The 10,728-nt window shown below is 71.4% G+C and carries 13 protein-coding genes and 1 tRNA gene; 10 read left to right on the top strand and 4 right to left on the bottom strand.

The genetic code is table 11. The features are described from left to right. On the bottom strand, positions 1-190 hold a 190-nt coding region (locus EPO13_11430; protein ID TAK68690.1), incomplete at its 3' end, for a UDP-glucose 6-dehydrogenase. 63 nt (positions 191-253) lie between these two features. Beyond that, positions 254-1,123, bottom strand: a complete 870-nt coding sequence (locus EPO13_11425; protein TAK68689.1) for a DUF2236 domain-containing protein — start codon at positions 1,121-1,123, stop codon at positions 254-256. A gap of 127 nt (positions 1,124-1,250) precedes the next feature. Here EPO13_11425 and EPO13_11420 point away from each other — a divergent pair, with 127 nt between their 5' ends. Genes EPO13_11420 through EPO13_11405 form a run of 4 tightly spaced genes read left to right on the top strand, consistent with a single transcriptional unit; the run spans position 1,251 to position 4,438 of the window. Further along, the gene (locus tag EPO13_11420; protein ID TAK68688.1) at positions 1,251-2,531 is read left to right on the top strand and encodes a phosphopyruvate hydratase; all 1,281 of its coding nucleotides are present in this window, start codon (positions 1,251-1,253) and stop codon (positions 2,529-2,531) included. A 10-nt stretch (positions 2,532-2,541) separates the two neighbouring features. Beyond that, positions 2,542-2,997 (top strand): septum formation initiator family protein, encoded by a 456-nt coding sequence (locus EPO13_11415; protein TAK68687.1) that lies wholly within the window; start codon positions 2,542-2,544, stop codon positions 2,995-2,997. Continuing rightward, the gene (locus EPO13_11410; protein ID TAK68686.1) at positions 2,994-3,521 is read left to right on the top strand and encodes a DUF501 domain-containing protein; all 528 of its coding nucleotides are present in this window, start codon (positions 2,994-2,996) and stop codon (positions 3,519-3,521) included. The genes EPO13_11415 and EPO13_11410 overlap by 4 nt, the downstream gene beginning before the upstream one ends. Then, positions 3,518-4,438 carry a Ppx/GppA family phosphatase gene (locus EPO13_11405; protein ID TAK68685.1) on the top strand — a complete coding sequence of 307 codons (921 nt, stop codon included), beginning with the start codon at positions 3,518-3,520 and terminating at the stop codon, positions 4,436-4,438. The genes EPO13_11410 and EPO13_11405 overlap by 4 nt, the downstream gene beginning before the upstream one ends. On the opposite strand, the gene EPO13_11400 is transcribed toward EPO13_11405, so the two are convergent. Next, complete coding sequence (locus EPO13_11400) at positions 4,435-5,685, bottom strand: MFS transporter (protein ID TAK68684.1); 1,251 nt, start codon at positions 5,683-5,685, stop codon at positions 4,435-4,437. The genes EPO13_11405 and EPO13_11400 overlap by 4 nt on opposite strands. 71 nt (positions 5,686-5,756) lie before the next feature. Between EPO13_11400 and EPO13_11395 the strand changes: the two genes are divergently transcribed. The 6 genes from EPO13_11395 (at position 5,757) to EPO13_11370 (ending at position 10,388) form a co-directional block, all read left to right on the top strand. Next, a complete protein-coding gene (locus EPO13_11395; protein TAK68683.1) occupies positions 5,757-6,545 on the top strand; it encodes a uracil-DNA glycosylase in 789 nt (262 codons plus the stop codon). A gap of 135 nt (positions 6,546-6,680) precedes the next feature. Next, complete coding sequence (locus tag EPO13_11390; protein ID TAK68725.1) at positions 6,681-8,057, top strand: NAD(P)/FAD-dependent oxidoreductase; 1,377 nt, start codon at positions 6,681-6,683, stop codon at positions 8,055-8,057. Between the two features lie 9 nt (positions 8,058-8,066). Beyond that, entirely contained in the window at positions 8,067-8,579 is a 513-nt protein-coding gene (locus EPO13_11385) for an amino acid-binding protein (protein ID TAK68682.1), read from the top strand. Further along, positions 8,580-9,143, top strand: a complete 564-nt coding sequence (gene def, locus EPO13_11380; protein ID TAK68681.1) for a peptide deformylase — start codon at positions 8,580-8,582, stop codon at positions 9,141-9,143. It begins immediately after the preceding gene. A gap of 126 nt (positions 9,144-9,269) precedes the next feature. After that, positions 9,270-9,356: transfer RNA gene (locus tag EPO13_11375), tRNA-Leu, on the top strand. Positions 9,357-9,515: 159 nt separating this feature from the next. Then, positions 9,516-10,388 carry a Bax inhibitor-1/YccA family protein gene (locus EPO13_11370; protein TAK68680.1) on the top strand — a complete coding sequence of 291 codons (873 nt, stop codon included), beginning with the start codon at positions 9,516-9,518 and terminating at the stop codon, positions 10,386-10,388. A gap of 79 nt (positions 10,389-10,467) precedes the next feature. On the opposite strand, the gene EPO13_11365 is transcribed toward EPO13_11370, so the two are convergent. Then, positions 10,468-10,698, bottom strand: coding sequence for a DUF4287 domain-containing protein (locus EPO13_11365; GenBank protein ID TAK68679.1), 231 nt, complete (start codon positions 10,696-10,698; stop codon positions 10,468-10,470). Positions 10,699-10,728 lie beyond the last annotated feature (30 nt).

The following is a 10,728-nucleotide window of genomic DNA, read 5'->3' as shown; positions in this document are numbered from 1 at the left end:
CCGACCCCAACGCCCGCCCCAACACCTCATCCAGACCCGGCTCGAAGAACGGCGCCTTCCCCTCCCCCAACGCGGCCACCTTCACCGCATCAACATCAACCCCCACCACCTCGAACCCCAAATCCGCCAAACACGCCGCATGCACCGCACCCAAATACCCGGTACCAATCACCGAAATACGCAACGACATGTCAGCGGCTCCGTCTCGTACGGCGGTCTGTCCGGGCGGCGGACTGACCAGGGTAGAGGGCGCTCAGGCGGCCGCGGGCAATCCCAGCCGAGTCAGCGCCGCGCGCTGTCTCGGCCCGACTCGCCAGCTCGGTGGCAGGGCGCCCAGGGTGGCGCGTACCGCACGAACCGCGACCGTCCCCGGCAGCTCGTCGATCATCGACCAGGGCAGCGTGACCCCGCCCAGCGCCGGCCCGAGCAGCGACCCGCCGTACAACCGCTTCGCCCAGCCCGGCAGCGTCGCGAATGCCGTGGCCGCCAGGGTGGTCCACGCAGGCGCTGCGGGAGTCAGCAGCCTCACCCGGGCCGGCATGGGTGGCAGCAGCAGGAAGCGGGCGGCCTCTCGCGCTTCCGGGGTCGCCTGCAACTGCGGTCGAACGGCGGCCAAGTAGCCAGCCAGCTCCGTCGCGGTGCGAGGGACATCCGCCGGCTGCAGCCCGACCAGCGTCGCGGCTCGTACCTGTTCGGCGACATACTCGTCGGCCCGTTCGGCCGGCAAGCCGGCACCGGACCGGCGGTGGACCTGCAGCGCCGAGTCGACGAGGCTGGCGTGGACCCACATCAGCAACGCCGGGTCGTCCAGCCCGAGTCGGCGGTGCACGCGGCGTACGGCGTCGCCGGCGGCCCGCGCCTCCGTCGTGGTGCCGAACGCCACGGTGCCGACGTACTCCGCGGTGCGCGCCAGCCGGCCCCACGGGTCCGCTCGATAGTCCGACCGTGTCACGAAGCCGCCCATGACCTGTGGATGCAACGCCTGCAGCAGTAGCGCACGCAGGCCGCCCACGAGGGCGATGGGGTCGCCGTGCAGTTCCCAGGTCGCGCTGCCGGGACCGAACAGCCCCGGGTCGGGCGTGCGGTCGTCGGGTTCGCCGAAGCGCGGGCCAGCAGCAGCCATGACGAGGCCAGGGTGACACGACGAGGCCACGGCTGCGACCGTCCGGCCGGTAAGGTCGGCGCACCCGGGACGTGCCCACTGCCGTCGAGGGTCCCGACGCCGACCTGCCAGGACGACAGGAGAACCCGTGGCCAGCATCGATGCCGTCATCGCCCGCGAGATCCTGGACTCGCGAGGTAATCCGACCGTCGAAGTCGAGGTGTCGCTCGACGACGGGGTCGTCGCCCGCGCCGCGGTGCCGTCCGGCGCGTCGACCGGCGCGTTCGAGGCATCCGAGCGTCGCGACGGCGACGCGGCACGGTACGGCGGCAAGGGCGTGCGGGACGCGGTCGCCGCGGTGGAGGACGAGATCGGGCCGGAGTTGCTCGGTTTCGCTGCCCACGAGCAGCGGCTGATCGACCAGACGATGATCGACCTGGACGGGACGCCGACCAAGTCGAGGCTGGGCGCCAACGCGATCCTGGGTGTCTCGCTGGCGGTGGCCCGGGCGGCGGCCGAATCCGCGGACCTGCCGCTGTTCCGGTACGTCGGCGGCCCGGGCGCTCACCTGCTGCCGGTGCCGATGCTCAACATCCTCAACGGCGGTGCCCACGCCGACACCGACGTCGACATCCAGGAGTTCATGATCGCGCCCATCGGGGCGGAGTCGTTCGCCGAAGGTCTGCGGTGGGGCGCGGAGGTCTACCACGCGCTGAAGTCGGTGCTGAAGAGCCACGGCTACGCGACCGGCCTGGGTGACGAGGGCGGCTTCGCGCCGAACCTGCCGAGCAACCGGGACGCGCTGGACCTCATCGCGGCCGCCATCGAGAAGACCGGGCTGTCCGTCGGTTCCGATGTCGCACTCGCGCTGGACGTCGCGGCCACGGAGTTCCACGCGGACGGCTCGTACACGTTCGAGAAGGCAGCCCGCTCGGCGGAATGGCTGACCGCGTACTACGCCGAGCTGGTGTCGGCCTACCCGTTGGTGTCCATCGAGGACCCGCTCTCCGAGGACGACTGGGCGGGCTGGAAGCACATCACCGACACCCTCGGAGCTCAGGTCCAGCTCGTCGGCGACGACCTGTTCGTCACAAACCCGGCCCGGCTGCAGCAGGGCATCGACGCGGGCACCGGCAACGCGTTGCTGGTGAAGGTCAACCAGATCGGCACGTTGACCGAGACGCTCGACGCGGTCGCGCTGGCCCACCGCAACGGATACCGGGCGATGATGAGTCACCGCTCCGGCGAGACCGAGGACACCACGATCGCCGATCTGGCCGTCGCCACCGACTGCGGACAGATCAAGACCGGCGCGCCGGCGCGATCCGAACGGGTCGCCAAGTACAACCAGCTGTTGCGGATCGAGGAGGAACTCGACGACGCGGCGCGGTACGCCGGCGCGACGGCGTTCCCGCGATTCCGCCGCTGACCGTGCGAGCATCGGGCGAGTGAGCCGCCGTCCGACCCTGACCAGCCGGACCGCGGTCCTGGGACTGGTCGCCGGGGCCTTGTTGTTGCTGCTCGCGCTGCCGGTGCGGTCCTGGGTCGAGCAGCGCAACGAGATCGCCGCGCTGGACGCGGCGGTGAGCGCGCAGCGCGATCGGGTCGCCGCGCTGCAGCACGAGCAGGCCCGATGGGCGGATCCGGCGTACGTCGCGGCGCAGGCCCGGCAGCGGCTGCATTTCGTGCAGCCCGGCGAGGTGGGGTACGTCGTGCTGGACCCGCAGGTCGTCACGCCGGCTGCGAGCCCGACGGTGGGCGCTGCGGTCACGTCGGCCGACGGACCCTGGTACGCGGCCCTGTGGGACAGCGCCAAGCGGGCGGCCGGCGAGCAGCCGGCAGTCACGCCGTCGCCGACGGTCAAGCCGCCGGTGCGTCCCGACGCACCCCGATGACGATGCCGCTCGACCCGCACGACCTGGCGGTCGTCAGCGCCCAACTCGGCCGGCCGGCGCGCGGGGTCGTCGGCGTCGCGCACCGGTGCTCCTGCGGCCTGCCCGACGTGGTGCAGACCTCGCCCCGGCTCCCGGACGGCACCCCGTTCCCGACGACCTACTACCTGACGTGCCCGCGCGCGGTTGCCGCGGTGGGGACCGTCGAAGGGGCGGGCGTGATGCGTGAGCTGCAGGACCGGTTGTCCGACGATCCGGTCCTGGCCGCGGGCTATCGCGCGGCGCACGAGGACTATCTGCGGGCGCGTGCCGACCTCGACGACGTGCCGGAGATCGCCGGGACCTCGGCCGGGGGCATGCCGGCGCGCGTGAAGTGCCTGCACGCGCTGGTCGGGCACTCCCTGGCCCGCGGGCGCGGGGTGAATCCGGTGGGAGACCTGGCCCTGGCGATGCTCGACCCCTGGGGGGACGGCGGTCCGTGCGTCGACGCGGCGGCCGCCCAGGACGCGGCGGAGCAGGCGGAGTGAGGGTCGCTGCGATCGACTGTGGGACGAACTCGATCAGGTTGCTCGTCGCCGACGTGGAGCCGGGAGCGGGGGCGGTCATCGACGTCGAGCGGCGCATGGAGGTCGTGCGGTTGGGCGAGGGCATCGACCGCACCGGCCTGATCTCCGACGCCGCGTTGGCGCGGACGCTGGCCGCCTGCGACGACTACGCCGCGGTGATCGCCGCGACCCGGGCCACCGCAGTGCGGTTCGTCGCGACCAGTGCCAGCCGTGACGCCCGCAACCGGGACGCCTTCGTCGCGGGCGTCCGAGCCCGGATCGGCGTCGAGCCGGAAGTCGTCAGCGGCGCGGTCGAGGCGACGTTGTCCTTCGCCGGGGCTACAGGCGGCCTGAGGGGGGCGGAGCTGCCGTACCTCGTCGTCGACATCGGCGGCGGCTCAACGGAATTCGTGCTGGGCACGACCGGCCCGCAGGCGGCCCACAGCGTCGACGTCGGCTGCGTCCGGATGACCGAGCGGCACCTGCACGACGACCCGCCCACCCCGCAGCAGCTACGCACCGCGCAGGCGGACATCGACGCGGCGATCGGCGAGGCCGGCGCTGTCGTGCCGTTCGACCAGGCTCGCACCCTGGTCGGGCTCGCCGGCAGCGTCACCACCGTCGCCGCGCTGGCGCTCGGGCTGCCGCAGTACGACCCCACCGCGATCCACGGCAGTCGTATCCCGGCCGATCAGGTCCGTACGGTGACCGCCCAGTTGCTCGCCATGACGCGCTCGCAGCGGGCCGCCCTACCGGTGATGCATCCGGGCCGCGTCGACGTCATCGGCGCCGGATCCCTGGTGTTGCAGCGCATCCTCGAGCTGACCGGACTGCCGGAGGTGCTGGTCAGCGAGCGCGACATCCTCGACGGCATCGCCCTGTCCCTCGTCCCCGGCTAGCCGCCGGCGGGTGGGGCCTCCCGGTCCGCGTCGACCAGCGGCGATGCCCTGCCTGGCAACGCATCTGCCGTACCGGACCGTCGGGCGCGTCGGCTCATCATCGGCACGGTGACGATCGCCAGGCCGAGCGCCGACATGGTCCCGGCGGCCAGGCCGATCGCCGGCGTACCGCTGAGGCTGAGCAACGCCGCGCCGGTGGCAGCCGCCACCGCGGCGCCCAGGTAGAGGCCGGAGCTGTTGAGGCCCATGGCGAAACCGCCGCCGGCGGGACCCGCCGCATCCAGCAACCGGGTCTGCTGCGCGGGAATGACCATGCTGCCGAAGGCCGCCCAGCAGGCGACGCAGACCAGTCCGACCGCCCACGACCCGGCGACGGGAAGCACCACGACGCTGACCCCGAGCATGACGAAGCCGATGAGGAGGACCGGGCCGGCCCCGAACCGATCGACGAGGGAGCCGGAGGCGAACGTCCCGACCGTGCTGAAGACGCCGTACACGAACACGACCAGGGTCAGGCCGGCACCGATCGCACCGAACGCGTGCTCGGTGATCGGTGCGACGTAGGTGTACACGAGGTTGGTCGCCGTCGACGCGAGCAACGAGACGAAGACGACGAGGAGGACCCGGCGGTCGCGTGCGGCCTGGAAACGCCCGGCCTGGCTGTGGACCGGCAGCGGTGCCACGCGCGGGACGACGAGGACCACAGCGACGATGGCCAGCGCTGCCAGCCCGGCGACCAGGACGAAGACGCTGCGGAACCCGACGGTCCGGGCCAGCACGGTGGCCAGCGGGACGCCCACCAGCGAAGCACTGACGATGCCGCCCAGGACCCAGGACAGGGCACGGCCCCGCCGCTGCGGCGGGCTGAGCGCCACCGCGGTCACATACGCGGTCGGGGTGTACGTCGCTGCGCCGAGAACGGCCACACAGCGCAGCACGATGAGCACGACCAGCGTCGGGGCGAAGGCGGCAGCCGTCGAGCCCGCGACGAAGACCGTGAGCCCGCCCAGCAGCACCCGGCGTCGCTCGTAGCCGCGGGTGAGCGCGCCGAGAAGGGGTGCGGCCAGCGCGTACAGCAGCGACGACGCGGCGACGACGAGCCCGGCGGTCGGTACCGATACGTCGAGGCCGGCCGCGATGAGCGGCAGGATCGCCGAGACGGCGAAGATCTCCGTCCCCAGGGCGAAGGTCCCCAGCGCCAGGACCGCGACGCGGGCACGCTGGTCGCCTTCCCGCCTCGTGGCCATTGAGGGGAGCGTAGTCACGACCGCGGCCGCGCCGCGGGCGGCGGCGGCGAGGCCGCGCCTAGGCTCGGCATGTGCCGTCGGTCCCTGAAGTAGCCGACGACGAGGTGGCGCACGACGCTGACGCGGTACGTCGGCTGGCCGCGTCGGCGGGAGGCCTCGCCGTACTGGACGCCCGGGTGAGCGTGTGCCGAGCGTGCCCGCGCCTCGTCGGCTGGCGCGAGGAGGTGGCACGGACCCGGCGGCGGGCATTCGCGGCGGAGTCGTACTGGGGCCGGCCCGTCCCGGGCTGGGGGGACGCGCAACCGCGGATCCTCGTCGTCGGCCTGGCGCCCGCGGCGCACGGCGGCAACCGGACCGGGCGGATCTTCACCGGCGACCGCAGCGGTGACTGGTTGTTCGCGTCGTTGCACCGAGTCGGTCTCGCGTCGATTCCCACCTCGGTGTCAGCCGGCGACGGGCAGCAGTTGTTCGGCGTCCGGATGGTTGCCGCCGTTCGTTGCGCGCCCCCGGCGAACAAGCCCACGCCGGCCGAACGCGATACCTGCGCCCCGTGGCTGGACACCGAACTGGAGTTCGTCCTCGCCGGCCTGCGCGCCGTTGTCGCGCTCGGCCGGTTCGCGTGGGACGCCAGTCTTGCCGCGCTGCGCCGCGCGGGTCTGGAGATTCCCTCGCCCCGGCCGGCATTCGGGCACGGTGCGGCGGTCGACTTGGCCAAGCCGGGCGGGCTGACTGTGCTCGGCTCGTACCATCCAAGCCAGCAGAACACCTTCACCGGCAGGCTGACCGCCGACATGCTCGACGACGTCCTCGGCCGAGCAGCCCGGCTCGCTGGCCGGGCCGGTCCGCCGCCAGCTGATTAGGCTGTCGGCGTCGAGCAGGCGGCGCGCCCAGCCCCCGGCGGCGGGGGACCACGAGCCAGGGAGGCATCCGTGGCAGACCCGAGCAGCGCAGCGCACCATCGCGACCCGGACCATGCACCGATTCGGCGCACCGCGGTGGCCGATGACTCGGCCAGGTATCCGGACGGGCCGCCGCGGCGCATCCTGATCGTGGGCGGCGGATACGTCGGCCTCTACACAGCCCTGCGGCTGCAACGCAAGCTCCGGCCGGACGAGGCGGTGGTCACCGTCGTCGACCCGCGCCCGTACATGACCTACCAGCCTTTCCTGCCGGAAGCAGCCGCCGGCTCGATCCAGCCACGCCACACCGTCGTCCCGCTACGAAAGACCTTGCGCCGCACCACGATCGTGTCCGCGTGGGTGACGAAGATCGATCATGCCCGCCGCACTGCCTGGCTGAAGCCGCTGCAGGGCGATCCGCAGCAGGTCGACTACGACATCCTGGTCATCGCCGTCGGATCGGTGCCGCGGACGCTTCCCATCGCCGGGTTGGCGGAGAACGGCATCGGATTCAAGAACGTCGAGGAGGCGATCGCATTACGCAACAGGGTGATCGAATGCCTCGATATCGCCGAGACCGCAACCGATCCGCTCGTTCGTGAATGCAACACGACCTTCGTCTTCGTCGGCGGGGGGTACGCCGGCGTCGAGGCCCTCGGCGAGATCGAAGACTTGGCCCGATACGCAACTCGGTTCTACCGCAATGTGTCTGCCGCAGACCTTCGGTTCGTCCTGGTCGAGGCTTCCGATCGGATCCTGCCCGAGGTGGGCCCCGACATGGGGCGGTACGCCCTCGCCCAGCTGCGTGCGCGGGGAATCGACGTACGACTCGGTACCCGGCTGGAGTCTGCGGTCGATCGCGAGATCGTGCTGTCCGACGGCCAGCGGGTGCATTCGGACACCCTCGTCTGGACCGCCGGGGTCAAACCCAACCCGATGCTGGCCGACACCGACCTCCCGCTGGATGCCCGCGGCCGGGTTCGGTGCACCGCGGACCTGCGGGTCGACGGGATCAGCGACGCCTTCGGCGCGGGCGACTGCTGTGCCGTACCCGATCTCACCAAACCCGGGGAGTTCTGTTCGCCGTCGGCCCAGCACGCGGTTCGCCAGGCGACCGTGCTGGCCGACAACATCATCTCGTCGATGCGGGGATTCCCGTCGCGGGACTACGAGCACCGCTACGCCGGTTCCGTGGCCTCGCTCGGGCTGTACAAAGGCGTGGCGCAGGTCTACGGAATCAAACTCAAGGGTTTCCCAGCGTGGTTCGCGCATCGCACGTACCACATGAGCCGGGTTCCTACCCTGCAGCGCAAGGTCGCGGTGGTGCTGGACTGGACCATCGCCCTGCTGTTCCAACGCGACGTGACCTCGCTGTGGCCCATGCACGAACCGGGGAAGTCCTTCACGGACGCGGCGAGGACGGCGTCGCCGGGGACCGGCTCGCCGCGCGGCGGGGACGGCGGCCGCGGCTAGGCTGGCGCCATGAGCATCGCGGTCACCGTCGTCGGTCACGACCGGCGGGGCATCATCGCCGACGTGACTGGGGTGCTGGCCGAACTGGGCGGCAACATCGAGGACTCGTCGATGACGTTGCTGCGCGGGCATTTCGCGTGGACGCTCGTCGCCGACGTCGATGCGGACGTGGCTGCCGTGCAGCAGCGTCTGGCGTTCCTCGGCGGTGAGGGCCTGGTCGTCTCGGTGCTGCCCGTCCCGGACGAGGAGTTGTCGCAGCGGCCGGAGAACGGCTGGCTGGTGTCGGTGCACGGATCGGACCGTCCGGGGATCGTGTCGGCGGTCATGCGGGTCCTGGCCGACATGGGGGGCAACGTCACCGACCTGACGACCCGGTTGGGTGCCGACCTGTATCTGATCGTCGCGGAGGTGGAACTGCCCGGCGACGTCGACCGCGGGGAACTGTCCAGCCGGCTGGCCGCGGTCGCCCACGACCTGGGGGTCGAGGTCTCGCTGCGCCCGGCCGAGTCTGACGTCCTGTAGCTGGTGACCGAGCCATCCGAGGTCACCGCGCCTCCCGTGCTGGCTGCCCTGCCACCCGGCCGGGTCCGCTCTGTCCTGCATGCGCCGGCAACACCGCTGTCGGCACCGTGCCGGCTCGTCGAGGATCCCGGCGATCCGGTCGTGGTGCAGCTGTGCGCCGACCTCGTGGCCACGATGGCAGCCTCGGCGGGATGTGTCGGCCTGGCAGCCAACCAGGTCGGCGTCGGCCTGCGGGTGTTTGCGCTGGACGTCCGGGATCACCCCAAGACCCGTCGCTGCCATGGCCGTCTGGTGCTGCTCAACCCGGTGATCGAGGAGGCCAGCCGGCGGGAGCGGGGCCGCGAAGGCTGTCTGTCGGTGCCGGACTTCACCGGTGACGTGCGGCGGGCCACGCGACTCACCGTCTCCGGCGTCCTGCCGGTGACGGGAGAGCCGGTGACGCTTCGAACGGACGCGTTCGAGGCGATCGCCGTGCAGCACGAGATCGATCATCTGGAAGGTCTGCTGTTCCTTGACCGGGTGACCGGCGCGCACGCCGTACACCCGCGCCGTACCTATCTGTAGGGCCACCGGCCCTTTGTCACGTCGCCGGCCCGGCCACGGGCGCCTTCGGTCCTCCTTGAGGAGCCACCGATTCGCCACGGCCGGCCTTCGGTCGGGCGGCCGCGCCTACAGTGGTGCCGCCCGCTGGCCCGGGTGGCGGAATCGGCATACGCAGCTCCCTTAAAAGGAGCCGCCGGCGACGGCTTGTGGGTTCGAGTCCCACCCCGGGCACCCGGTGCAACGCCGGACCGTGCTTCCCGCTGGTTGTCGCCGCACCGTGCCGCCGCTGGGCCGACTGCGGTCGACGTGCGCCCACAATCCTGAGCGTGAGCTACCGTGTTTCTCAGCGGCGCCGCCAGGGAGGTGGCGTTCCGCTCGAGGAGGACCACCCCCATGGAGACGCGCAATCCCATCCTGTCGAGGATGGCCAAGCCCGAGCAGGGCGGCGCCGGCTTCGCGTACGACGAGGGCCGCTCGGCCTACACGCAGGCGGCCACCGGTACGGCGACGGCCGCGACGCCCGCCCCGTCGGCTGACGACCTCCGGCGGATGTACACCGCGGGGACTCCCACCGGCGTCGGTGCCCGCGTCACGCTCAACGACGTCATCGTCAAGACGGGGATCTGCTTCGTCCTGGTCGTCATCGGTGCGGTCGTCGGCTGGAACACCGCCGACTCGATGCCGCTGATCTGGTTCGGGGCCGCGATGATCGGCCTGGTCCTCGGCCTGGTCAACGCGTTCAAGCGGCAGGTCTCGCCGGCGCTGGTCCTGCTCTACGCCCTCGTGCAGGGTGTGTTCCTGGGCGGTATTAGTTACGCCTACAACGACTGGGTCATCCGGTACGCCAACTACCAGGGCCTCGTCATGCAGGCGGTCATCGGCACGCTGACCGCATTCGGCGTGATGCTGCTGGTGTACAACACCGGCCTGATCAAGGTCGACGGCAAGTTCGCCAAGGTCATGGTCGTCGCGATCATCTCGTACGCCGTGATCGGGCTGATGTCGCTGGTCGCCGCGATCTTCGGTGTGGGCGGCGGTTTCGGCTTCTACGGGATGGGCTGGCTCGGCGTCGCCCTGTGCGCCGTGGGTGTCTTGTTGGCGTCGTTCACCCTGTTGCTGGACTTCGAAGCGATCAAGCAGGGGATCGCGATGGGCCTGCCGGAACGCGAGTCGTGGCGGATGTCCTTCGGGCTGCTGGTCACCTTGATCTGGCTGTACCTGGAGATCCTGCGCATGCTCGCCATGATCGCGGCGGCCAGTCGCTAGGCCTGCGGTCATCCCGTACGACGACGGCGGGGCACCTCCACCCAGGAGGTGCCCCGCCGTCGTGCGTGGTGCCGGCCGGTCAGCTGAGCCGGCGCGCCGCGCGGGCCATGTCGTACTCGTGGACGATCGCCGTGCTGTGACCGTGCGGCAGGTCGTGTTCGTCGCGCAGCCAGGAGACTTTCTCGTCGAAACGGGAAAAGGCCGGTCCGGCCTCGAGTATCGAGAACCATTCGTCCATCTGTCGGCCGGTCGTGGCCGGCACCCGGTCGACGAGCTGTCGGTGAGTTTCCTCCGAGTGGTGCAGGGCCATGGTCGGTCTCCTCTGCGGTCCGGACGTGGG

Source organism: Actinomycetota bacterium, from assembly GCA_004297305.1.
Lineage (GTDB): Bacteria > Actinomycetota > Actinomycetes > S36-B12 > FW305-bin1 > FW305-bin1.
Note: the sequence above shows the minus strand (reverse complement) of the source record. Positions and strands in the feature narration are given on the sequence as shown.